The sequence below is a fragment of the Stieleria mannarensis genome (assembly GCF_014154935.1).
In the GTDB taxonomy this organism is placed as follows: domain Bacteria; phylum Planctomycetota; class Planctomycetia; order Pirellulales; family Pirellulaceae; genus Stieleria; species Stieleria mannarensis.
On record NZ_JACEHH010000022.1, the window covers coordinates 16,609 to 40,706 of the forward strand.

Genomic DNA, 24,098 nt, shown 5'->3' on the forward strand with positions numbered 1-24,098 from the left:
AACCGATGCAGCGGGCGTGGTCACTCGACCACGCCCGCTTTTTTCAATTCAAGAACGCCTCTAGGAGTGTCGCCGTGTTCTCCGAACTCGGCGGGCAAAAGCGAAGCTTTGCCCCGCGCCGACCTCGGAGAGGACGGCGACTATCCAGACCAACCAAACCCCAAACCACAGTCGCCGTGTTCTCCGAACTCGGCCCCCGAAAGCGAAGCTTTCCCCCCGCGCCGACCTCGGAGAGGACGGCGACTGTCCAGCCACTCGAAAACGAAGCTAGAATCGCATTTCATTTTCCGTCCCACCCCACTTGTGCAGCCGCAATCTCGATGCTTTTGACTAACTATCGGCTCGCCGCTCTGCTGCTGCTAGCGTGCACGTACACGTTAACCGGCTGCGACCGCTCGTCCGACGAACCGCCTCAATCGCAACTCAATGATCGCGCGAGCACGCCTAGCCCTGCGGCAACGGTGGCTGTTCCGACAGAAAAGCCGTTCGACCGGGACCAAACCATCGACGCTGCGATGGCGTTGGTCCAGGCAGGCAAGGCGGATGCCGCCGCCGCCGAATTTCGCAAGGTCTTGATGGCCGATCCGAATGACGCAGAGGTCTTGTTCCGGCTGGCGAATCTGAGCGCCCAGGGCGGCAATCTGCGTGACGCGGTCGAGTTTCTGGATTCGATCCCCGAGGACCACCCCGAAGCCGGGCTGCCGTCGCTGGGGCAGGCCGCCGATTGGTACATGCAGTTGCAGCAATACGACGAAGCCGAATCGAAATACTTGCGGGTGCTGGAATTGGCCGGCGATGTCCCCGTCGCACACCGACAACTCGCATACCTGTACAACCGCCAGGGCCGACGACACGAAGCGGCGGTCCATTTGCGAGCGCTGTGTCGATTAGGCAACATCCAAGAAGACGAACTGCACGCGTTGATGGTTTTGGGGCACGCGATTTTTGACGACCCCAACAAGCCCCCGCCGCGCCCCCGTCCCAATTATCCGATCGGACCGGCCGCCACCGCACGGATGCTGTTCACCGCCAACCGCAACGTCGAAGCACTGGAGGCGCTCGACGCATCCGTTCGCTCCGGTGACGTCGCTCCATCGATCGTTGCGTTCTACGGACTATTGGCGATCGAAGCGCAAGACACCGAACGCTTTGCGTGGTGGTTGGGGCAAGCCGATCCGTCGGTTCAGGAATTTGCCGAATACTGGGCGGCGATCGGAGCGCACTTGGTTTCGCAGCGACAATTCGATGCGGCGGTCCGAGCGCTGGGCGAAGCGTTGGTGCGTGACCCGACCAACGTGGGCGCGATGCGGCGTATCAACCAAGCGTTGACGGCCCTGGGCGAAACCGAGCAAGCGGACCGTTGGCTGAAACGCTACGACACGATCCGAGACGTCGTTTCGGCCAGCAACGCGATCGGAAAATCAGCCTCGTCCGATGCGACCAGTGTCGAATCCTACGCCACCATCGCCGACGGGCTGGACCAATTGCACCGCCCGTTGGAAGCAGCGACGTGGCGGATCTTCGGCGCCTTTCATCGCAAGGCATCGCGCGAAGAAATCGAATCGCTGAATCAACGTCGCGCCGATCTGTTCCGCTCCGGCGATGCGTTTCCCGGTCCTCTGGAATCCGTTTGCGGCATCGACCTGGATCAGTATCCGTTGCCGGAACTGGAGATCCCGACCTCGATCGCCGACTCTCCTCCGCCGCCCGCCCCTTCGATCGACGAATACCCCACGCCGAGATTCGAAAATGTCGCCGAGTCCGTGGGATTGGATCACGCATACTTGGTCGCCAGCGAGCAGCAGCCCTACCGATTCGCGCTTTATCAATCGCTCGGCGGCGGGATCGCGGTGATCGACTATGACTTGGACGGCGCCGTCGATCTTTACTTGGCCCAGGGGGGCGCGGACGTGCCGACGTTGGTCGGTGACCTTTCCAATCTGTTGTACCGCAACGTCGACGGCCGACTTGACGATTACACCGAGATCGCCGGCGTGGTCGACCAACGCTATTCGATCGGACTGGGCAGCGGTGATTGGAACCAGGATGGGCTGCCCGACCTGGCCGTCGCCAATATCGGCAACAAGGTGTTGCTGATCAACAACGGCGATGGCACGTTTCAGCGTCGCGTCTTTGACGAAGACCCCGACCACAAGGTCTTGACCAGTTCGATTGCGTTTGGCGACGTCACCGGCGATTCACTTCCCGATTTGTTTTCGCTGCATTATGTCGAAGATGCGACGATGGTGAATCGTCCGGAGATGAATGAAAAGGGCGAGATTCTGACGATTTCACCGGCATCGTTTCAACCCGGAATCGACTCGATCGCCGTTAACGATGGTCGCGGAAACATGCGGCACGAACCGGTCAGTGATTCTCAAGGCGACGCCAGCACGGGCTTGGGGGTCGTGATCGCTGACTGGGATGGCCAAGTCGGCAACGAAGTCTTCGTCGGCAACGACATTCGCGCCAATCAGCTTTGGACGCGGTCTGCTGAAGACGCTTCCTGGACCAACGTCGCTGCCGTCCGCGGCTGCGCGTTGGGGATCGGCGGCGTGGAGACGGCGTCGATGGGAATCGCAGTGGCCGACTTCGATGGCAATGGAATGCAGGACATTCATATCGCCAACTTTTACCTGGAACCGGTCAGCTTGTTCATGAATCAAGGCGGCGTGTTCGAAGATCGTTGTGTGCAGTATCGGTTGCACCGCGACAGTTCCGACGTGCTGGGATTCGGATGCCAGGCACTCGATTACGACTTGGACGGACGGCCTGATTTGGCCGTCACCAATGGAAACATCGAAAAAGCGCCGGGGGAACCGCTGCTGCAATCGCCACAATTCTTTGTCAATCTGGGTCGCCAGTTCCGATTGACCGCGGTTGACGACGCGTCCGACTATTGGAAGGGAAAGTACCTCGGACGCGGCATGGCAACGTTGGATTTCAACGCCGACGGTCGGCAGGATATGGTGATCTCTCATATCAATGCACCGACGGCGTTGATGGTCAATCGTACCGAAACACCCAACCATTTCTTGACGCTCGAACTCGTCGGCACGCAGTCCGAGCGTGATGCGATCGGTGCGAAGGTCGAAGTCCATCAGGGGCAGCGTGTGCTGACCGATTGGATCGTCGGTGGCGACGGCTACCTGTGTCACAACGAATCCGCGGTGTCGTTCGGGCTGGGCGCATCGGCCGACGACGTGCGTGTCGTCGTCACCTGGCCGAGTGGAAATCGTCAGGTGTTCGAGTCAGTTGCGGTCGACCAGCGTTTGCTGCTGATCGAAGGAGAAGCCGAACCGACTCCGCGAGCCCGTTCAGCCGGGCGCCGTTGATCACCGTTGGTGTCCAACTTTTAGACGCTCTTTCTGGTCGCCCCCGGCGGCCAGCTTGTTCCCAGTGATCGGTTGCGTGAAGATTCGAGGATCACCTCAAGCAAAGCCCCTCTTGCCAGGAGGTCGTGCGCCGCGAGGGGCATACGCATCAAGTTAAGAATTAACCCTCCCTGGCAGGGAGGGTCGAGCGTAGCGAGGGGAGGGGCGATTCGTGTTGCTTGAGTGCTTCTCCGCTACAGCGAACCCTCCCCGCGTCGTCGTATACTCCTCCGCGACCCTCCCTGGAAGGGAGGGTGAATTCGTAAACTCCTGTTATTGCAGCGGTGAAAACCGCACGACCTGCCAGGGAGAAGGACTTCATCCTTTTGGTGGTCCGGGTCTTCACGTGGCGATTCTGGTCACCGCGGGCCGCGAGGCAGGTGTTCGACCAGGTATCTGGCGATCAGCATTCGCACGTGCAGCTCCGATCCCTTGCCCTCGCGCAATCCATGGTCGCGATTGGGATAGACCATGTAATCGAATCGCTTGCCGAGTTCGATCAGCCGATCCACCAATCCTTCGATGATCTGGATGTGTGTGTTGGTTTCGCCGGACCCGGTGACGATCAACAGGTTGCCCTTCAGACCTTCGGCAAAGTTGATCGGGGCCGACCGCTCATAGCCGTCCGGGTTGACTTGGCGGGTTCGCATGTAGATCTCTTGGAACCAAGCGTTGTACAAGTGGGGCTGCGGTTTGGGGACGACGGCGATTCCGACGTGGTAATCGTCGGGTTTGCGGAACATGGCGTTCAAGGTGTTGGACCCTCCGCCGCTCCAGCCCCAAATTCCCACTCGCGACAGATCGACATACGATCGCATCCGCGCCAGTTCCTTCAGCCCCGCTGCTTGGTCTTCGGTGGAAAGCGGCCCCAGGCTGCCGAAGATGGATCGCCGCCACGCGGCCCCCTTGGGCGCCGGCGTGCCACGGTTGTCGATCGAAACAACCAGGTACCCGAGGTCGGCGATGACGCGATGGAAATGGTTTTGCGCGGCGCCCCACTGGTCGAGCACCGTCTGGGCGTAGGGCTCGCCGTAGACGTAAACGAAAACGGGATATTTTCTGGAGGCGTCGAAGTCCTTGGGCTTGATCATCCAGGCGTCCATCGAGACGCCCTGGCCGATGTCCAGCTGGATGAATTCTGCCGGCCGTTCCATCATCGTCTCGGCTCGCCGGCGTAGCGGGCGGTTTTCCTCCAGCACACGCACCACCCGATGGCCTTCCAATTCGACCAGGTCGGTCACCGGCGGCTGGTCGAGGGTCGAATAGGTGTGAAAGGCCCACTTGGCATCGGGGGAAAAGTCGTAGTCATGTGTCCCGGGTTGATCGGCGGGGGTGATTCGCTGGAGCGTTCCCGAACCATCCAGCGGAACGCGGTACAAGTACTTTCGTGGTCCATCGCCCGGCGCGGCGTAGAAGTAAAACCAGCCGCCCGCTTCATCGACGACCGCCCGATCGATGACGTCGTACTCGCCCGGGGTCAGCAATGCCAACGGTTTGCCGCTTCGCGAGTGCAGGAACGCATGACGCCAGCCGTCTTTTTCGCTGATCACGATGAATGCTTCCCCGTCGCGGATCCAGATCAGCCCCGAGTTCTTGCCCTGGCTGCCGACCGCCCAGGCCGAGTCGGTCTCGCGAAGAATCTCTTTCATGTCGCCGTCAACGCCGGCGATCAAGAACACTCGCAGGTCGCGAAAACGACTCAATTTTTCGACCAGCACTTCTTGAGAGTTTCCGGCCCACTCGACCTGTCCCAGATAGATTCCGTCTCCGCTGGGACCAATCGACAGCCACTTCGTTTCGCCACCGTCGATTTCGACCACACCGACACGCAGGGCGTTTATCGTTTCACCGACTCGCGCAAACCGAACATTCTTGACGGACGGATAGGAGGGATCGTCGGGGATCAGCATCGGACGGGTGGGGACGTCGGTGGCGTCCGATTCGACAAAGACGACGCGGGTTCCGTCGGGGCTCCACCCGACGTCATGAAACGAAATGTCCCGGTCCGGCGATGCGTGAACCAACGCGGTGCGTTGACCACTTTCCAAATCGTGCACGAACAGGCCTTGATCGCGAACTTCCAACCGATGCGTGCCAGCGGGTGACGTCATGCGGCGGCGCGGGCGTGATTTCGTCTCCGGCGATTCCGATTCGGTCTGTTCGCCGCTGATCAGGTCCACCTTCACCAGGCGCGCTTGGCCGGTATCGGGATCTTGACGGCGAATCGTGTATCCCGAACTGTCGTCCATCCATTCGCCCCGGAACTCCTCGGCCCGAAACTCTCTGTCCTCGTAGATCGTCCTCAACCGAGGTTCAGCTTCGGTGACCCAGGTCGAATTGCCGGGCGGATGTGCGGCGAGTTCACCGACTGTGAACGCCGTCAATGAAATCAGTGAGAGAATCGCGACCGGGAATCCATGTCTGGGGTGCATCTGAGGTTACTCGCGGGTTGGTCCGATGGAGGATGTGACGAAGGCGATCCGAGAGCGCAACGCAGGCGCCCCCTGCGTTTGGCACGCCTCTTCAGTCGTCCGCTGTAGCAGCGATATCGTAAGCGGTGACGAGTGCGGCTTCTTGTGATTACGGGTGTGTCTTCTGGTCAAATGCGCACAAAACACGCCCCGAGCCCATCAACTGGCCACTTCGACGATGGCAATGCATCTTCGCGAGGCTGAAGACGCCGGCGCTGCCCCCAACTGACCAGCAAATCCCTTGCGGCAACGCTCGACTCTGACTTCGCTCGATCACCACTGACCTGGTCAATGATTCAAGGGCAACGGTCAAGCGATTACACAGCGCCCCGCGTCCCCGAGTAAGATGGCCCAATCCAGCTCAGCACACCATCACCATGGGGGCGCGTCACGGTCACAGTTTTGAGATTGGTCGGCAGCAGCAACAGTAAGGCATCGGCCGGCAACGCGGAACGAACAACCCGGCGACCGCAAGGGCGAGTTAGATCGATTGAACGCCCCCCGTCCAGGATAAGACCGGATCGGGAGGACTCTAGAAATAACTGACAAGCCTGGAGTCTCGCCGGATCCCCTGTGGCACGACAATCGGATTGCGATTTTCAGTGCCATCGACCCTAATGATCAATTCAGCACTTTCAACGTCTGTCTCGAACGGTTCACGCAAGAAAAGAACGCTATTCGTTACTTGAGCAACCTCTAATTCGACTCCCGCAATTAGGAGCAAAATCGTGACCTGCGAGGAATAACGTGTGATCGAGTTCAACATTGCTCGAAGTGATGATGAGGCAAGGGATGCCGCCTTAAGGTATGCCAAAACTCGTCTGATCGAGATCGACTTTAGTCAGAAACTCGGGAACGGATAAGACGGATGGGTTTGGCCATCTGACCGAAACACTGCAATCAAATCATTTTATCGCCCTAAAACCTACCGAAACGAGAGGAATTGCTATTTCCGGCTAGAAGGTTTCGAAGTAACCGAGGTGGCAGGATTCGCCGTTCCGCAATTGGTTGACTACGACAACAACTTGATGATTGTTGAGATTGGAATTGTAGCAGCGCCAAGAATCGTAGACTTCGGCAAAGCGCACCTCGACGATCCTGGAGACTTTTCCGCAGAAGTAATGCAAGAGACGCTTCAAGGATTTGAAGCCGACTACCCCGCAGAGGAATTCAGGCGAATGCTTGAAGCCGTCGAAGATCTGAAGAGCTACGGGATTTACTATTACGATCTCCAAAACGGAAACATTCAACTGTGACCGAACGCGTGAGGTCTGAATCCTGTTCCACGAATACCAGGCATACAGCACAGCAGAATACGCTTGACGAGCAAGCAGACCGTGAGGGCAGCGGGCATCAAATGAAGCGTGCCGGTTCGGGACGGCGTGAGGATTTTGGGCCTGGTGGGCTACGACAAAGCGTCTTTGACGACTCGTGCGATCGCGTCTGGCCAGCTGGACACGCCGCTGGGGGGATAATTGTTAGTGCCGAACGGTTCATCGAAGCGGTGAATCGTGTCGATCCTAAACAAAATAAAATTCCGCCTGCGGGTACCCTCGAGTGCGGCCGAGAGGACTCGAACCTCCACGGGATTATCTCCCACTAGGCCCTCAACCTAGCGCGTCTGCCAGTTCCGCCACGGCCGCGTCAAACTGGGAGCGGCAGTTTCCGAGAATCCGCGGTCGGAGTCAAGCTGTGGTCGGAAGGTTTTTAGCGTCGTCCCCACTGCCGGCGTGAAACGCTCGGCCGTGAAACCGACCGGTTTTTCGTCTTGCGTTGACACGGAACCCGTCGGCTTTCTAGTGTCCGCACCAGCGGTGCGAACGCTCTGTGCCCGTGTTGCCCCCCCACTTCGATTGACAGGATGTTGCTCGAGTCCCCTACCGCTCCGTCCAGCCGGCTTGAATCGGCATCCGATTCGGATGCGATCACGCATGACGCTGCGCCCCGCGGGGCTGCGTCGGCCATCGTGAAAGCGAACGCGACAGGGAACATGAAACCGAAGGCAACGGTCGCATCGAAGTGTGTCCGATCGATTCGGGGCGTCCAACTGTTGGTGCTGGCTCTGCTGGTTGGCCTGTCCTCCGGCTGCTCGACGGCCCGCTACCTGACGGCTCGGTCGGTGCGCGACAATCCCTTGGCCGCCCAGCTGCGGTTGATGAATCGCAAGGGGCCGCAAATCAGCGAGCGGACGTGGAACACGCTCCGGCGCTACGGGCTTCGCGACGGGTACGACCAAGACGCCCACGTGTGTTTGCGAAAAATCCAAACCACGCTGAGAGACAACCGTGACCCGGAACTGATTCATGCGCTCGCCGAGTTGTCCTATGTCGAAGGCAAAAAAGCGGAATCCAAGGGCGACCAGAGCGACGCGCTGGGCTATTTCGGCGTCGCCCTGACCAACAGTTATGACTACCTGTTTGACGAGGATTTGTCGGAGACCCGCAACCAATACGATCCACAATTCCGCGCGACGTGTGACCTGTACAACGAATCGCTGGAAGACACACTGCGACTGCTGTGCGAAGAACACCACATCAAGCCGGGGCAAACCTACCGTGTCAAAACTCCCGATCGCGAGTTCGTGATTCAAACCCAGCTGCGTGGCAACTGGCACCCCGACGAATTCGATCACTATGAATTCGTCAGCGACTACGAGATCGCGACGCTGCGCAGCAAGCACACGACGTTCGGTCTAGGCGTGCCGATGATCGCCGTCCGCAAGAGTAACGCGAACGACGACCCACGAGAAAAATACTACCCCGAAGGTCTCAGCTACGGCGTCACCGCGATGATGCGTTGCGCCAAGCCCGCAAACGGTGGGTATGGCGACGCCGACACCTGTGTGCTGGAGTTCTTCGATCCCCTTTCGGCCAACCAAGTCAAACTGGCCAACCATTGGGTGCCTCTGGAAACCGACCTGACCACACCCCTGGCGTTCTTTCTCGATACGCCGCGGTTTCGTGAACGTAATCACGAAACCGAGGGATTACTGAATCCCGCCGGCGCCGCCAAAAACCGTGGCCTGTACATGCTGGAGCCCTACGACCCGAACCGCATCCCCGTGCTGATGGTGCACGGCCTGTGGTCCAGTCCACGAACGTGGATGGACATGTTCAATGACCTGCGGAGTTTTCCGGAGATTCGTGAGCGCTACCAGTTTTGGTTTTACCTGTACCCGTCGGGGCAACCATTTTGGTTGAGTGCGACGCAATTGAGGACCGACCTGCACCAGTTGCGGCAGACCTTTGACCCCGCCCACCGCGACGTGCCAATGGACCAGATGGTGTTGGTCGGACACAGCATGGGCGGATTGATCAGCCGCATGCAAACGATCGACAGCGGTGACGATTTCTGGCGAATCGTCAGCGACCAACCGACCGAGAAGTTGAAAGGCGACGTCGAGCAGCGCGACAAACTGGTCAGTACGCTGTTCTTTAAACCGAATCAATCCGTCAGCCGAGTGATCACGATCGGCACGCCCCACCGCGGCAGCAAGTTTGCCAACGAACTGACACGCTGGTTGGCGCGCAAATTCATTAAGCTGCCGACGATGAATAAGACGACCGGGGAACATTTGGTTCAAAACAATCCCGAACTGTTTCGCGATACCGACCTGTTGACGATGGCCAACGCCATCGATTCCTTGGCCCCCGAATCACCGATCTTTCCGGTCATGCTGGAAGCCAAGTACTCCCCCAAGGTGAAGTACCACAATATCATCGGAGTCCTGCAAGACCCAACGCTGCTGCAAAAGAAAGCGGGACGCGGCGATGGGATCGTGGCCTATGACAGCGCCAAAATGGATGACACTGAAAGCGAATTGATCGTCGATGCCGAGCACACCAAAATCCATATGACCGGGCAGGCGATTTTCGAAGTCCGTCGGATTCTGTTGGAACACCTGCGCGATGTCGATTCGGCCGACCGTGTCGCGGATGCACCGGAGAGTCAGCGAGGCAGGGAAGTGGTTCGCAAAGTGGGGTTTGTGGAATAAAGGTTTCAGGCCGCCGCGAATCCGTTCGCGGGGTTGGGGGGGGACGGCCGGGCCGCTTTGACGCGGTCGCGACAAAATGGTTTGCTGCGCCGGAGTTGTCACGAGACGCTGCTGACCCACTGCGGCCGTTAGGAGGCCGAGACAAAGCTGGAGAGGGGCGCGCGGCTGGCCTTTCGCTTGGAGCGTTCGGCCACCAGTTCGACCTTGCCACCGTCGGCGGAGACCGAACCGCTGAAGACCTCGGTGTGATCCGATTGGGAGGGCGGCGTTTGTTTCGACCGGATCCGATCCGATGCGCTTTGGTGGGCAAACGCGAATTCTCGCTCGGACAGCTCGTACTCGACTTGTTGCTCCTCTGACGGCTCAACCGCCAGTTCACCGCGGAGGATGCGGACGTCGCGCGGTGCACTGACCCCGATTCGAACTCGATTTCCTTCCACGCGAACGATCGTCAAAGTGATATCGTCGCCAATTTTGATCTGTTGATCAGCTTTTCGAGAGAGAACTAACATGGCAGGTTCCTTTGCCGGTTTCGGCGAGAGAGGGTAGAAACTCGTCCAAGGCTGTCACATCCTTGTCCGCGAAAGTGTAGCAATGCAGCAACCGTGCCAATCATCGCGTGAAAGTTCTCGGTTTTGACGCAAACTGTTTTGATGGAACGGCTTGCGTCGACCGAGGCGTTTTCGGTCCCGTGCACCCCGGTCACAGAAATGGAAGACTTTACACCGATTTGAAAGATTGACGCCCAGCGCAGGTTCGTTAAACTCCTCTGTTGTTGAGAATCAATTTCAACATCCTGCACTTCGGACGTCCCTCCGCCCCCTTTCGCGTCACGCTTTCTGGTATCTGATGAATTCGACGATCCTGAATGTCTTTCCCAGCGACTCCGGCGACCAGCGACTCGTGTTGGCACAAGAGACCGACGCCGCCGGCACCGCCACCCTGGTGCTCCGCCAAGAGAGCCGTTCGCCGCACGTCGGCTGGTTCGTGCAGAGTCGAATCGCGATCGAGCCGAATCAGGTGGCGGCGTTGAAGATGACGCTGACGAGCAACTTGGTGAAAGAAACGACACCGACGGAAGAAGGTCCCGCGGTGATCAGTTTCCGCACCGCGATGGCCGGCTAGAATCACGCCGCCGTGCGTCTCGGGGGCGAGGTGCGATGTTCCCTCAGGAGACCGCGCGCGTCGGCACATGCCGGCCGGATGGAAGATTAGCCCACGGATAGTTAGCCCACGGATAGCAGGGCATACCCACGGATGTCAGGCAGCTTATTATCGGTGGGGACGCTCTGCCATCGGTGGGTCTATCCATTGAGAGTGTCGCCCCTTCCTGATCACAGGCGTTTGTGTCGCAATGGTTAATCGTCCAGTTTGGATTCGAGTTGCTTGAGCTGGTCGCGCAGCCGTTGGATCTCCGCCTTCACGTCCTCCGAATCGTCTGCGACGTTTGGCGTTGGTGTTGACGGTGTCGGCAAGACGGCTTCGGCGGCCGGTTCGGCTTGCGGATCGTCATCCGTGTCGTCGTTGGCCTTCGCGGGAGTTGGTGAGGAGGCGTTGGATTGGCCGAACATTCCTCCGAGGACCGAACCGAGGCCGCCGACCAGCGACCCACCGGCGTTGCCGCCTGCGGGGTTTGCAGTTTTGGATGCGTCGTCGCTTTGCAGTGAAAGCGTGGCCGTGACAAGTCGATTGTCACGGATCAGTTGTAGGTCGGCGGCGGAATCGGCGGGCACGGCGGCTAGCAATGCGAACAAGCCGGCGGTATCGGAAACCATCTTGCCGTTGATCGCGACGATCCGGTCTTCCGTTTTCAGCCCCGCGGTGTCTGCCGGCGACCCCGGCTGGACTTGGGTCACGCGGACACCGCGGCGGCCGCGGACGTCACGCACCTCCGCGCCGATTTTGGGCTCGGCGGTTTTTTTCGCTGCGGCGGCCGTCCTTGCAGTTGGCCCCGCGCCCGTTGTTTCGGCGGGGGAAAGCGGTTGGGGCCGCAGCGTCGACGCAACGGGAGGATAGGCGGGCCGATCAGATGGTACGGCCGCGCCGTTGTCAGGTTTGTTGTCGGGTTGAGCGACCAGGGTGATGTCCAGGTCGGTGACTTGACCGCCGCGTCCGATCCGCAATCGAACGCTGTCGCCAGGGGAACGTTTGGCGACTTGGCCGACCAAGGCGGCGACGCTGGGCGTGGGGACGCCGTCGATGGCGAAGATAAAGTCGCCGACACGCAGCCCTTCGTGATTGGCGCGGGCGTGGTTGGCGAATTCCGTGATCTGGACGGCCGGGTAGCCCGGGTTGGCCGACACGCCCTTGATGCCGATCGAGGCGGTAGCGCGTGAAGTCGGCGCCTGGTCGGCAGAGTCGCCGAAATCCAGCGGAGAAAGGATGGACCTGCCAAAGCTTTCGGAACGTCCGGGCGGTGCGGGTGTGCCGTTCGGCTCTGGCAGGCCATTCGGCTCTGGCAGGCCATTCGGCTCTGGCAGCGTCTCTGCCCCGGCCTGACGCACTCCGCTGGGGCCGATCGCCGGCGTCGGGCCAGTTGAGAGCGGCGGCAGTGGAGCCAGCGGGCCGGTGCCCGGGGGAGCGACCGATGGGATTCGGCTGGCCCCGCCGACTGCCGGACGGGCCAGCGAGCGGTAGCGGGCCATCGGGCCGGTGTCGGCCGCCGGGTGGTTGTCCGCCGGGGGGGTGTCCGCGGCATTTTCAGCCGCGGCGTTCCGCCTTGCCGCGCCGCGTGCCAAGGGGCGGGCTGGCAGTTCGTTGTCGGCCGCTTCGCCGTCACGTTGCTCCAGCTGGCTTTGCACCAGCGGCGCGATCCGGCTTCTCAGCCGTTGCAGCAGTCCTTGCCCGCTGGCATCGCCGGCAACAAAGGTGACCGACGCGACCAGCACGGTGATCGAGAGCGGTAGATGCAGTGAACGCATGTGATGTCAGTTTGGGTTAGGGCAAAGACGGAGAGCGAAAGTGTGGCAACGTAACGGCGGGGTGTAGCGGAAGCCGCCAAGGCTTTCGGCCCCCGCGCAACGGCGGGTTGTCGTGGAAGCCGCCAAGGCTTTCGGCCCCGACGCGGCGTCGCCGCGCCGGTGCGAAACTCTTGGCGAGTTCCGCTACGGGAAAATCGCAGGCCGGCAACCAAGGGCTCGAGGCGTCAATCATACGCTTCAATCGCAAAAAATCGAGGCGTTCGAGGGTCGGGATCCCCCTTCGCCTCGCGGCAAGCTGCCACCTGTGCGCCTAATCCGCCTTGCATCGACCGATGGAAAAAGGCTATGCCGGTCTCACGCGGCTGACGGCTTGAGTCATTCCGGCGATTTTCCACCGATTTACCGTCTGTGTGTTCGCCGATCGTGGCTCGGTCGCGTGTCGCAAGTCGCGGGTCGTACAAGCAATTTGAACATTCGATTAATGCGGAGGCCACGATGGCCAAAGGCTGGATGGAACCGGAACAGTGCAGGAACCTCTTGGTTCTGGTGGAAACTGTGACCGCACCGTTATTGATTCAACACCAGGCTCCGGTGTGTCTGGAATTGGACATCGAGCTGGAGCTCCCGGTCCCCTGCGACCACCAGCGGACGGCCGATCTGATCACCGCACTGAGCAAGCAGGCGTTGGAGGCGATGCCCGACGGCGGCGATCTGACGATCACGGCCTGTCAGACGGCTGCCGGGTTGGAATTAGAAATCGCCGACAGCGGAACCGACGCGACCCGTCGCGAACGTCACTTGCCGATCGCGGCGGCGGCGATCAATGCCGACTTGCAGTGGCAAAACTGCCCTCAGGGCGGTGTGGCTGTCACCATTCTGTTCCCCTCGCAAGCATCCCGTCGTCGATTGGCAGCCTAAGCGTGTTGCGTCAGCGGACCGAACGATTTAAATCTCACCTGGACACCGTGCCGCCTCTTTCGGGCGCGTCGGCGTTGTCGCGGGCCGTTGCCTGCGTGATCGCCGGTCTGTTGATCTTGGGCGGAATCTACTACATCACCCCGAGCGGTTCTTCGCCGACCGTGGAACCGTTGTTCGGCGGGCGGTCGCTGCATGATTGGGAACTCGGTCAAGTCGAATTGGCGTTCAGCAAGGCGGGGTTGAGCGGTTGGCGGCCTGAAAACGGTCAGATTCTGATTCCGCACGAGAAACGGCACGAATACTTGGCGGCCCTGGAGCAGGCTTCGGCGCTTCCCTATGCGTTGCAAAGCAGTGTCGAAGAGGCGCTCAACGGCGGCGGTTACTTCGAATCCGAAGCGGCCAAACGGACCCGCCATCAAGTCGCCAAAGCGCGCGATTTGGGCAAAAAGATCGCCGCGTTTGACGACATCGTTTGGGGCAGCGTCGATTACGACGAACAGTCCGTCGGCGGATTTGATGGGCGAACGATCCAGTCCGCCAGTGTCTTGCTGGTTTCCAAAAACGGCAAACCGATCGCGCCCGGGCGGATCAGCATGATTCAACACCTGGTCAGCGGAGCCTACGCCGGCATGGACGCCGACCAGGTGACCGTCACGGACACCTCGGCACGCAAGACCTACAACGGATCCGACGACCCGCTGACCCGGCAACAGCGTCAAGCAGAATACGAACTCGAACAGCGGCTGACCGAACTGTTGGGCGGATACCGCGGCCTGCACATCGCCGCGCGATCGGTCTACCGCGAGTCGAAAGCAGGTGACGGGCAAGATCACGTCCCATCGACTGACGGCAAACCGATCGCGCTTTCCAAGTCGATCCGAACCCCCGCGACATCACGCAAATTCCGGATGCGGGTTTCGGTCGGCGTCCCCGAAAGCCAATTCCACGCCCAATGGGTCAACGATTACCGCGCCCGGCACCCCGATTCGGTTGCCGCCCAGGCGCCGACACAGGAGCAATTGGCCGCCGTCCGCACCAAGGTGATCAACAACATTCGTGATGCGATCCTTCCGCTGGTCGATGGCGATACCGATGGCGATGAAAGCGCGGTCCAGGTCTGGAGCTTTCCCGACGCCGACCAAACCCCCGTCTACGCGGCACCGGTCCGCCCGACCCAGCGCTGGACCGCCATCATCGGCCAGCTGCAATCCAACCCGGTGCTGACACTCTCGCTGGGTACGCTGCTGCTGGTCGCGATCGGATTCGGTTTCGCCACGCTACGGATGCGGATGCGTCATTCTCCGGTCGCGGCCCACGCGACGACCATGGATACCAAACCCGCCAGAGCAACGGCCCGGACATCCGACCGCCCCGTGACCAACCGGACGACCGCCGAAGAGACCACGCTGCGAGACGATTTGACGGAGCTGGTCGAGTCCAATCCGGAACTGGCCGCACAGATCGTCCACAGCTGGATCGCCGATGCCGCTTAAGACCCGATAACCGACTGCGTCCATGATCACCTCTTCCGACACCGCCAGCGGATCCTCGATCGGCCAAGGCGATTCGATCCGCCAGATCGCCATCTTGCTGCACACGCTGCCTCAGCGGACACACCGCGTGTTGCTGGGGCAATTGGGCGCTGATGACAAGCAACGCATCGCCGATGAGATGTCGTCGATGAGTGAAATCGATGCGATGGAACAAGTCCACGTGCTCAATCGAATGCGGGACGATCTACAGAGCGAAACCAGTCGCGTCGAAAAGGTTGAGTCGGAGATTCAGGACGAGATTCAAATCGGCCGAGCCAGGGTTTCGAAAAAACGTTCCCAATCGATGTACCGTGGATCGGATTCCGTGGCCGAAGCGTCGGCGGAAAAAACGTCGGAAACGACCGCACCCCCAACGCCCACCGATGCCGGCGCTCCGTCCAAACCCGCCGCTTCATGGGATGTGTCGGATTCGCCCCAGCCATCGCTGGCTGAGACTCAGTCCATCGAACAACCGGAGCGTGCGACACCGGACGATGCCCTGCGGAGCATGTTCGCAAAATTTCATCAGACACAGGCGGCCGGTGTCTTGCCACGGCAGTCGCTGTGTTACAACACCGACCCGCTTCCCCAACCGCACGGTCTGCCAGAAGCTTCACCAGAGACTTACCGACAGTCGCCGCATGACACCGCCGCGGAATCCCCACCATCGGGCGCGCACGTTGCCGACCCGCACTCAAACGCCGACGAGCTTGCCGAACGGATCGATCGGTTCTTGACTCAACTTCCGCCCCAACAGCTTTGCCGTGCACTCGGCATGGTGTCGACCAAACAGGCGTTCTTGGTGTTGTGCGGGCTGCCCAACGCGACCGCCGAAACGGTGCTGGACATGCTGCCGCGACGGCAAGCACGCAAGGTCCGCAGCGACATGCGACGGATGGGCCAGCTTCAACTGTCGGACATCGACGCGGCCAAGCAGATCGTCGCGCAAATCGCGATCCGTTTCACACAGCAATCGTCAACCTCGCTGGCCGCATGAGGCCGTTTGCCAGCACGTGGCGTGAGCCAGTGGCGGGCGCCAGTGGCGGGCGCTGGACGCGGGGTAAAACCCCGGGGCCGCTCGCTCACGCGTCCCGCTGGCATGCTGGCTTCACTCTCCCTTCAGCTTCCAGATCAGATAGTCGCTGGTCGTTTCGTGTTGCACGTTCTCCGCTCCGGGGTAGACCAGCTCACACTCAACTCCGACGCTGCGACAGCGCTGTTGCAGTTGCACGCCGAAGTTGGCGGTGTGCGTGGGGTCTTTGGCCGGTTTGCCCATCGCCGGCGGGCCGTTGTACAGCAAGTGCACCGGCGGGTCATTCGCACTGACCAGGGCATAGGGCGAGTACTCGGCGATCCACGGCAAGATCGATTCACGCTCGGCAAGAAACTCGTCAAACTGCGAAAGCTTCTTGTCCGGGTCGCCCTTGAATCCGAACGCATGGCCGCCGTAACGGCTGTTGGGTGTCCACGTTTTCATTTGCTGTGGATCGAGCGTGGTTTGTGCCCCGCGAACGGCGGCACACAACAAACGCGTCGACTGACGAGCAATCGGATCGTCGCTGGTCGGATCCGCCAGGTCGGGATGAAACGCCAACCACAAACTCGAACAGGCACCGGCGGATCCTCCGGAGGCGGCGATACGCTCCGGATCAATGTTCCATTGGTCTGCCTTGCTACGGACGAACTGCAGCGCGCGGGCGGCATCGTGCAGCGGCCCCTTGACCGGCGGCACGACACCGTCGGCCGTCGCCTCGGGGATGAACCGGTACTCAACCGAAACGACCGAGATCCCGGCATCGAGCATCTCGGGCAGCATGTTCAGCAAGCCGCTCATCCGACCGCCGGCCATCCATCCGCCGCCGTGGATGAAAAACAGCAGCGGCGTCGGCGTCTCGGATTCCGCTTTCCAAAAATGCAACACCTGTTTCGGGTGATCGCCGTAAGCGACGTCAAACTCCGTGGGGTTGGGCAACAACGGCCGAGTCGCCAAGTAGCGTTCGGCTTCCTGCTGCTTGATCTCGCGAACGAAGATGTTGCGCCAACGAATTTCACCGCCGTGCGTCTGCAACATGATCGGTCCGGTTGCGGGCAGCGGCTTGGAACGATCCCAATAGTTCTCCATCACCGCACCGTCGACGACCAACCGGTTGTTCAGCCAAACCCAGGTGCGGTCGTCGATCTGGCGAATCTTGAATTGATTCCACTGGCCGAACGGACGATCTGATTTCACCATCGGGTCGCGACCGAGCGTTTCGGGGTTATTGTTGAACAATCCCCCCGATCCCAGATGTGGACGACGGGTCGGACGCTTCGGGTCAAAGACTTGGTTGGAGTCCCAGATCTGGACCTGTGGCGTGCCTCGGAGATAGATGCCGCTATCGGCCGAGGGAACGGTCTTGTATTCCAGCAATAATTCGATGTCGCCGAACTGCTGGTCGGTCGTGGCGTAGGGGCCGTGGCCGTCGTTGACCAATTCCCCGTTTTCCACACGCCAATGTTCCGCGAACTCATTTCGTTGCTTGGCGATTTCTGCCTCTTTCTTGTCACCCGTCAGTTTCACCACGCGGTGCGGATTCAAGCCGTGCCAACCCGACAGGTCTTCGCCGTTGAAGATCGCTCGAAAACCTTTCGGCGGTTTCGGTTCGGCCGCTCCGATGGACGATCCGAAGGGGATCAGTGGCAGGAAAACCAATAGGGCGAAACATCGCACAACGACGTGGTTCATGGTGAGCTCTCGCGGGTGGGAATCGGGGGGAGGTGGGGGGAAGGACAACGATTGTAATTGAAGCGGTCTAGCGGCGGACACCCTCGATCACGCTGACTTCGCTGCGGGTCGGGACGATCCGAACCAGATCAAACCCCGAGTCATCGTACAACGACCGGTATTCATCAGCCGTGCGTTCCTTTCCGCCGGGGATCAGCATCATGGTCAGGTCCAGAAATTTCCCCATGAACGGATCGTTACCCGGCGGAATCACGCTTTCGACGACCAGCAACTTGTTCCCCGGTGACATCACCGCGTGACAGTGTTTTAGAATCGTGCGTGCACGATCGTCGTCCCAGTCGTGAATGATGTGTCGCATCACATACGCGTCCGCGCCGCCTGGTACGCTGTAGAAGAAGTCGCCCGAGACCAATTGGCATCGATCGAGCACTCCGGCAGCTTCGATTTGGGGACGCGCCCGATCGACCACGTGCTTCAAATCGAACAAGATGCCTTTCATGCGGGGATACTTTTGCAGGATCGCCGTCAGCTTTGTGCCATTGCCACCGCCGATGTCAGCAATGGTGTCGATTCCGGCAAAGTCATAGGCATCCAGGATCGCATCGGTTTCGCGGCCGTGGATCCCGGTCATCGCGGCGTCGAAAATCTGCGCCTTTTCGGGGTGCTGGGCCAAGTGTTCAAAGATCGGCTGTCCGACGACTTTTTCGTACGCGTTGTCGCCGGTCTGGACCGCATCGGCAAGATTGCCCCAGGCCAGAAAGTGTTCCTCGCCCATCATCAATGCCATCGACCGTTGCGATCCCGGGACGTCGCTGCGCAGAAGTTCCGCCAGCGGCGTCAGCGTAAACCGATTGTCGTCTTGCTCGGCAAACACACCGATGCTGGCCAGCGCCCGCAACAGGCGGTACAGCAGTTCGGGTTTGGTTTCGGTGGCGTGCGCCAGTTCTTCGATCGACTTGCTGCCAACGACCAACAAGTCTGCAATCCCGAACTTGGCTGCGGCAAAGATGGCTTGGGAGGCGTAGTATCCGGTGATCAACTGGCCCAATCGGGCCGCCGGCGGAAGTTCTTTCATTGTTTCCTCGACGATTCGTCGGCGTGTTGGTGATCTGGTGACCGTCGGATTCTATCTGGAAGGTGCCACTTCGTGCGGAATGAGATAGAATACCCGCACGCAGCGCCAGTGGCTCGCTGGTTTACTCGTGCCGCGGCGCGCGAGGGCTGCAGCAGATCCGCTCGCTCGCGTTTCGGGCTGGTATGGATCGAATATCATGTGAGAGGGCAAACGGATCGATCACGATCAACCATTGGCGAAAGAGTCCATCATGCAAAGCGAAACCTCTGGCACGTACGACGACCCGTTTGACTTGGCACGCTTCCTCTCCGCCCAAGAAAGTTGCTACCCGCAGGCGCTCGCGGAAGTCCAGCACGGTGAAAAACGCACGCACTGGATGTGGTTCATCTTCCCCCAGTTGCGCGGATTAGGGTCCAGTCCGACCGCCCGGTTGTACGGCATCAGCGGCATCGGTGAAGCCGAGGCTTACCTGGCACATCCGGTGTTGGGGCCGCGATTGGTCGAGTGCTGTGAAGCGGCGTTGTCGGTCCAAGGCCGAACGGCAACGGAGATCTTTGGTTCACCCGACGACATGAAGCTGTGTTCGTGCGCGACGTTGTTCGCGCAGGTCGCCGGCTCGGCGTCCGTGTACCAGCGAATCCTCGACAAGTACTTCGGCGGACGGTCGGACGATCGCACGCTGCAGTTACTCGCTTGATTACGCCACCCGGGAATTGAAGTCTCGTGGATCGCCAGCGGTCCCCACGCTCTGGCGAGCGTAGCTACGGTAATGGGTGGATCGACGCGCGAACGTAGCTACCTTCGCCAGAAGGTGGTCCCCCGGCGTCCCCACGCTCTGACGAGCATCGCGACCGCATTGAGTGACTACGGAAACTTGCAATCTTGGGGGGCATCGTCTCCACTATCCCTCCTGCGTGTCGTGGATCGATCGTTAGAAACAGGGGAAAGTTAGATAATGCGCACCGGAAACCCACCCGCCACCCGGATCGCCGGGGGCTTCGCAACCGCGATGGCGATCGTGATCAGTTCCGCAGCGTTGGTCGCCCGTGGCGACGACGCGCAAACGGTGCCTGATTGGATTCGCGGCAGCGGCAACGCCTTGGAGATGCGACTGAGCGGGCGGGTAAAGCGCAAGGACGGCCAGGCGGTTGATGAAGCGACAGTGCGAATCAGCATCGATTTCAACCAACAGCACTTCGAAACCGTCACGCCGGAGGTCCGCGACGGAGCGTTCGAAGTCTGGATTCCGGTCAACAAGTACCGTTGGTACAGCGTCAAGATTGACGCCAGCTGCCAGGACGGCGCCCGAGCCCACGAAACGATCGTCCGGAATCAATTGCGACAGCGCGTGATCGACGGCGTCGTGTTACAAGTCGAGCGCCCGCAACGTTCGGTCGAGTTTCAGTTGCTGCATCAGGGGAGCGCGGTGGCGAATGCCAAACTCCGCGTCCAACTCAACAACGGTGCCTACCTGCGTACCCAAGCCGAAGCCGATGGCGTCGCAACAATATTGCTGCTGCCGCATGAAGAGTTGATTGCGGTGACCGCTTGGTCGCAGGATCAATTGATCGGCGGATATCAATTCTCACGCAAACCGATTCGCGATCCCAAAGCGGATCATCATGAAATTGAGATGGTGACGTGTCGGCCCTGCCCCGTGACGCTCAGGGACGGCGAAGAAAAACCCATCAAAGATGTCCCATTGCAACTGCAAGTGGCGACTCCGCAACCGCACGTTAACTTCTTTGGCATCCCCGATGATGTCACGTTGATCACGGACGAAAACGGGGTAGCGATTTATCCCTATTTCCCAGAGATCGACGACGTCTACTGTTATGCCGAGCTCCACAGCGAGGACTGGCGGCGCGTTGAGAGCAAGTACGAGCAGGAGGCGTTCGTGGTCACCGCCCAAAAAGCCGTTGAGCGACACACTGTCGAAGGGGCTGTTTCCGGTGGCGATGTCTTCCTGGGTGGTTTTGTGGTCCGACTGGGATCGTTTCAAGCCGAAGAGGAAGGACGAATCGATTACGTTTATGCGGTAACAGACGCTGACGGCCGATTCTCGGTCGACGTGTTACCCGATGCGACCTACTGCGCCTACGTCAGCGATGAACGATGGGTGACTCCTTCGATCGATTTGATCCCGTACGAATCCGTCACACAAAAACACAACTCGCCCAATTTGAACGTCGCCAAAGGCATCCCGGTGCAGGTGCGTTTGACTTCCGGTAGCGACCGGAAACCGATCGCAAAGATGCGTGTGCATTTGGGTTCCAACCATTCGTTCACTTGGCAAGAAAACGGCAAACCGCGATCGGGCGTGCTCGGACGTCGCAGCGACGGATACACCGACGACGAAGGACGCGTCACGGTCTTTGTCCCCGCCGGCGATTTGGAAGCCAGCGTCTACTCCACCGACTGGCGGGCGAACCAAAAGATTGTCGTCGAAGCGGGGACCAAAAACGAAATCCATCTCCACCGAGCGGTCGACAAAGCAGTTGCTGTGGAGGGCAAGATCGTTCCGTGGCAAGACGACCAGGAACTGAAGGACGCGACCATTCAAATCGGTGCGATCGATGGCCAAACGGGTGAGGAGTTCGCTTTGAAGGCCGATGACGAAGGCAACTTCCGGTTTGAAACCAAAGCGACCAAGTTGGCCGCCGTCGCCGTTTCCGCCGACAAGCGGTTTGCCGGGTCGGCCTTGATCCAAGATCTAGATGGGACCGCTTCGATCCGCCTGTACCCGACGAAGTCGTTTCATGGCCAGATTCTTGACGGGGAAGGCCAACCCGTGGCGAGCCATCCCGTGCGAGCGTCGATTCGTGTTTCCGACGGATCCAGGTTCGGCAACGGTTTCCCGACTACGTTTTACCTGCCCCGAATCGAACGATTGACCGACGCAAACGGGCGTTATCGATTCGAGTCGCTGCCCTGCAAGACGGAGATTTCGATCAGGGCCGACACGTTGGATCACCAACCGAACCAGTTTCGCTCGATCGACACCGTCTACCTGTTGCCCGATGAGGAGAGGAGAGAGGTCATCACGCGGTTGGGAAAGAATGAGGCTTCGGGCGACAAGAAGACGCTGGCCGAACGCTTCCAAATCACGCAACGCGATTGCCGCCTGAACAACTTTCGACAAATGGTCATCCTTGCCGATGATGAAAACGAAGTGGTCGTCGACTTCATCGAGAAATCGTTGTTGGATTACTCACAGCAAAAGAAGATCACCACGTTCATGCAGTTGCGCGTCGTCCCGAGTGACTTGGCGGATCCTGTTGACCAGAGCTTTGTCGAACGAATGAATTGGCCGGCGGTCAAGGATGGTCACGTCTTCATTTGTGCCTACGATGCCGACGAAAACGAACTCGGCCGGGCGGTGCTGAACGTAGCGGATGCCCGATCCGCATCGATCGCCGATGAGTTCATCCAGCAGCACGCGACGCCGCAGCAGGACGCACAGCAGAAATGGGACAAGGCGTTCAAGACGGCCCAGGCCAGCGACCGCCGTGTTTGGATTCGTACCGGACAACGCTATTGCGGCCCGTGTTTCAGGCTTAGTCGCTGGATCGACGACCACCGCGACGTGCTGGAAAAAGACTTTGTCTTGGTCAAGGTCGATGACGTTCGCGACCGACACGGATTCAAAGTCGCCAAACGGTTGACGCAAGGACGGCCAGTCGGAGTGCCGTTCCACAGCATGTTCGATGCCGACGGCAACCTGATCACCGACAGCTACGGACCGATCGGGAACATCGGTTCCATGTCAGGCGTCGAGGGCAAGCGACATTTCCGCACCATGCTCGACGCCGCCTGCGTGAACATCACGCCGGACGAGATCGAGAGGTTGATCGAAAGCCTGGATGACTGATGGCAGGTGGTTGGGGTAGACTCGCGTCCGTCGTAGCTTGCTTTTCTGGTAGCGGAACTCGCCAAGAGTTTCGCACGCGCCCGGCGATGCCGCATGGGGGGCCGAAAGCCTTGGCGGCTTCCGCTACGACACGACCCGCAAATTGAGCTGCGGTAGACTAGCTGGACAGTCGCCGTCCTCTCCGAGGTCGGCGCGGGGCAATGGGTCGCTTTTTCACGCACGCCGAGTTCGGAGAACACGGCGACACTTCAATCGCATCGCCAAGTACGTAACTCGCCCGATAGCGTCTTTCGAAAGTTGCGGTATTTAATTTCCGATTTAAAGAAGATAGTCCCCATCATGCCGATTCCCGTCCGCGAAACCTACCCCACCGATCGCGAGGATTTGTTCGTCCAGGTGACCGACGATGGCAGCCGGACGCTGGTCATCGCCGGCAGCGATGATGCGTTTCACAGCGGTTGCGGGGCGGCGTCCGAAACGCGTCACGTTTATTTGCACAACAGCGGTGTGCTCCAGCGGCTGCATGAACGACGTCCCACGCAGGTGCTGGAGATCGGGTTGGGGACATCGATGGCGATGTTGATGACGCTGGACGCCGCGGTCGGTTGCGACACGCCGCTGGAGTATCTGGCCGTTGAAAACGACTGGATCGCCGCGGAGACGTTGGAGCACCTGCTGCCACATGACTGGGCCTCTTGCCGCGACATCGTCGATGGCTACTTGGACTTTCGACGATCCTTGCCCGCGACGGTCCCGCCGGGAACCTACCCCTGGCGAGTGGATTCATCTCGCAGCGTCATCATCGAAGTGGGCGATGTTCGCGACTGGACGCTCGGCACTCGGCCACCGTTCGACGCGATCTATTACGATCCGTTCTGCCCCGACAGCGCGCCGCAGCTTTGGACGACGGACTGCTTGCGCGTGATGCGTGGGGCGATCGTCGACGGCGGCAGATTGACCACGTACAGTTGCAGCCGCCCGGTCCGAGACGCACTGGAGCAGGCGGGTTGGAACGTGGACCGTGTCCCCGGACCGGTGGGGGGAAAACGCGAAGTGTTGGTGGCGACACCGGTCCAGCGGCCCGCCAGCGGTTAAACTCTTGGGGGCTTTCCTTCTTCCCCGCCCCAACCCGGTTGCCCACCATGCCAAGCCATTCTTTCGCTGGATTTCGCCACATCGATGTAGCGACGCTCGCCAGAGCGTGGAAAATCCCGGGG

The 24,098-nt window shown here is 60.1% G+C and carries 15 protein-coding genes and 1 tRNA gene; 10 read left to right on the plus strand and 6 right to left on the minus strand.

The features are described 5' to 3' along the window. Nucleotides 1-320 precede the first annotated feature (320 nt). Complete coding sequence (locus H1B37_RS15940; protein WP_182867650.1) at nucleotides 321-3,335, plus strand: CRTAC1 family protein; 3,015 nt, start codon at nucleotides 321-323, stop codon at nucleotides 3,333-3,335. 398 nt (nucleotides 3,336-3,733) lie between these two features. On the opposite strand, the gene H1B37_RS15945 is transcribed toward H1B37_RS15940, so the two are convergent. Further along, complete coding sequence (locus H1B37_RS15945; RefSeq protein WP_182867651.1) at nucleotides 3,734-5,806, minus strand: S9 family peptidase; 2,073 nt, start codon at nucleotides 5,804-5,806, stop codon at nucleotides 3,734-3,736. Between the two features lie 1,019 nt (nucleotides 5,807-6,825). Between H1B37_RS15945 and H1B37_RS15950 the strand changes: the two genes are divergently transcribed. Further along, complete coding sequence (locus H1B37_RS15950; protein ID WP_182867652.1) at nucleotides 6,826-7,101, plus strand: hypothetical protein; 276 nt, start codon at nucleotides 6,826-6,828, stop codon at nucleotides 7,099-7,101. Nucleotides 7,102-7,403: 302 nt separating this feature from the next. Here H1B37_RS15950 and H1B37_RS15955 read toward each other — a convergent pair. Further along, nucleotides 7,404-7,488: transfer RNA gene (locus H1B37_RS15955), tRNA-Leu, on the minus strand. A 347-nt stretch (nucleotides 7,489-7,835) separates the two neighbouring features. Here H1B37_RS15955 and H1B37_RS15960 point away from each other — a divergent pair. Then, on the plus strand, nucleotides 7,836-9,839 hold the full coding sequence (locus tag H1B37_RS15960) for an esterase/lipase family protein (protein ID WP_182867653.1): 2,004 nt from the start codon (nucleotides 7,836-7,838) through the stop codon (nucleotides 9,837-9,839). Between the two features lie 128 nt (nucleotides 9,840-9,967). Here the strand turns inward: H1B37_RS15960 and H1B37_RS15965 are convergent, their stop codons facing one another. Further along, complete coding sequence (locus H1B37_RS15965) at nucleotides 9,968-10,351, minus strand: carbon storage regulator (RefSeq protein ID WP_182867654.1); 384 nt, start codon at nucleotides 10,349-10,351, stop codon at nucleotides 9,968-9,970. Between the two features lie 337 nt (nucleotides 10,352-10,688). Here H1B37_RS15965 and H1B37_RS15970 point away from each other — a divergent pair, with 337 nt between their 5' ends. Further along, nucleotides 10,689-10,964, plus strand: a complete 276-nt coding sequence (locus H1B37_RS15970) for a hypothetical protein (protein WP_182867655.1) — start codon at nucleotides 10,689-10,691, stop codon at nucleotides 10,962-10,964. Nucleotides 10,965-11,197: 233 nt separating this feature from the next. Here the strand turns inward: H1B37_RS15970 and H1B37_RS15975 are convergent, their stop codons facing one another. Then, nucleotides 11,198-12,760 (minus strand): PDZ domain-containing protein, encoded by a 1,563-nt coding sequence (locus H1B37_RS15975; RefSeq protein WP_182867656.1) that lies wholly within the window; start codon nucleotides 12,758-12,760, stop codon nucleotides 11,198-11,200. A 546-nt stretch (nucleotides 12,761-13,306) separates the two neighbouring features. On the opposite strand from H1B37_RS15975, the gene H1B37_RS15980 reads away from it, so the two are divergent. Genes H1B37_RS15980 through H1B37_RS15990 form a run of 3 tightly spaced genes read left to right on the plus strand, consistent with a single transcriptional unit; the run spans nucleotide 13,307 to nucleotide 16,207 of the window. Further along, nucleotides 13,307-13,678: an ATPase gene (locus H1B37_RS15980; protein WP_353620852.1), complete on the plus strand. Its 372-nt coding sequence runs from the start codon at nucleotides 13,307-13,309 to the stop codon at nucleotides 13,676-13,678. Between the two features lie 47 nt (nucleotides 13,679-13,725). Then, the gene (locus H1B37_RS15985; RefSeq protein WP_182867658.1) at nucleotides 13,726-15,171 is read left to right on the plus strand and encodes a hypothetical protein; all 1,446 of its coding nucleotides are present in this window, start codon (nucleotides 13,726-13,728) and stop codon (nucleotides 15,169-15,171) included. A gap of 22 nt (nucleotides 15,172-15,193) precedes the next feature. After that, the gene (locus H1B37_RS15990; RefSeq protein WP_182867659.1) at nucleotides 15,194-16,207 is read left to right on the plus strand and encodes a FliG C-terminal domain-containing protein; all 1,014 of its coding nucleotides are present in this window, start codon (nucleotides 15,194-15,196) and stop codon (nucleotides 16,205-16,207) included. A 111-nt stretch (nucleotides 16,208-16,318) separates the two neighbouring features. Here H1B37_RS15990 and H1B37_RS33880 read toward each other — a convergent pair whose 3' ends face one another. After that, nucleotides 16,319-17,935: a 3-keto-alpha-glucoside-1,2-lyase-like domain-containing protein gene (locus H1B37_RS33880; protein ID WP_182867660.1), complete on the minus strand. Its 1,617-nt coding sequence runs from the start codon at nucleotides 17,933-17,935 to the stop codon at nucleotides 16,319-16,321. 67 nt (nucleotides 17,936-18,002) lie between these two features. Continuing rightward, nucleotides 18,003-19,010: a methyltransferase gene (locus tag H1B37_RS16000; RefSeq protein ID WP_182867661.1), complete on the minus strand. Its 1,008-nt coding sequence runs from the start codon at nucleotides 19,008-19,010 to the stop codon at nucleotides 18,003-18,005. A 250-nt stretch (nucleotides 19,011-19,260) separates the two neighbouring features. Between H1B37_RS16000 and H1B37_RS16005 the strand changes: the two genes are divergently transcribed. The 3 genes from H1B37_RS16005 to H1B37_RS16015 all read left to right on the plus strand — a co-directional run bounded on the left by H1B37_RS16005 (nucleotide 19,261) and on the right by H1B37_RS16015 (nucleotide 23,976). Beyond that, a complete protein-coding gene (locus tag H1B37_RS16005) occupies nucleotides 19,261-19,707 on the plus strand; it encodes a DUF1810 domain-containing protein (RefSeq protein WP_182867662.1) in 447 nt (148 codons plus the stop codon). Nucleotides 19,708-19,965: 258 nt separating this feature from the next. Next, nucleotides 19,966-22,881: a thioredoxin family protein gene (locus H1B37_RS16010; RefSeq protein WP_182867663.1), complete on the plus strand. Its 2,916-nt coding sequence runs from the start codon at nucleotides 19,966-19,968 to the stop codon at nucleotides 22,879-22,881. 339 nt (nucleotides 22,882-23,220) lie between these two features. Then, nucleotides 23,221-23,976, plus strand: a complete 756-nt coding sequence (locus H1B37_RS16015; protein ID WP_182867664.1) for a tRNA (5-methylaminomethyl-2-thiouridine)(34)-methyltransferase MnmD — start codon at nucleotides 23,221-23,223, stop codon at nucleotides 23,974-23,976. Nucleotides 23,977-24,098 lie beyond the last annotated feature (122 nt).

Bases quoted from the DNA above. Each gene is read 5' to 3' on its own strand.
- H1B37_RS15940 (WP_182867650.1), top strand. From the start codon at position 321: ATGCTTTTGACTAACTATCGGCTCGCCGCTCTGCTGCTGCTAGCGTGC.
- H1B37_RS15945 (WP_182867651.1), bottom strand. From the start codon at position 5,806: ATGCACCCCAGACATGGATTCCCGGTCGCGATTCTCTCACTGATTTCA.
- H1B37_RS15960 (WP_182867653.1), top strand. From the start codon at position 7,836: ATGAAACCGAAGGCAACGGTCGCATCGAAGTGTGTCCGATCGATTCGG.
- H1B37_RS15965 (WP_182867654.1), bottom strand. From the start codon at position 10,351: ATGTTAGTTCTCTCTCGAAAAGCTGATCAACAGATCAAAATTGGCGAC.
- H1B37_RS15970 (WP_182867655.1), top strand. From the start codon at position 10,689: ATGAATTCGACGATCCTGAATGTCTTTCCCAGCGACTCCGGCGACCAG.
- H1B37_RS15975 (WP_182867656.1), bottom strand. From the start codon at position 12,760: ATGCGTTCACTGCATCTACCGCTCTCGATCACCGTGCTGGTCGCGTCG.
- H1B37_RS15990 (WP_182867659.1), top strand. From the start codon at position 15,194: ATGATCACCTCTTCCGACACCGCCAGCGGATCCTCGATCGGCCAAGGC.
- H1B37_RS33880 (WP_182867660.1), bottom strand. From the start codon at position 17,935: ATGAACCACGTCGTTGTGCGATGTTTCGCCCTATTGGTTTTCCTGCCA.
- H1B37_RS16000 (WP_182867661.1), bottom strand. From the start codon at position 19,010: ATGAAAGAACTTCCGCCGGCGGCCCGATTGGGCCAGTTGATCACCGGA.
- H1B37_RS16005 (WP_182867662.1), top strand. From the start codon at position 19,261: ATGCAAAGCGAAACCTCTGGCACGTACGACGACCCGTTTGACTTGGCA.
- H1B37_RS16010 (WP_182867663.1), top strand. From the start codon at position 19,966: ATGCGCACCGGAAACCCACCCGCCACCCGGATCGCCGGGGGCTTCGCA.
- H1B37_RS16015 (WP_182867664.1), top strand. From the start codon at position 23,221: ATGCCGATTCCCGTCCGCGAAACCTACCCCACCGATCGCGAGGATTTG.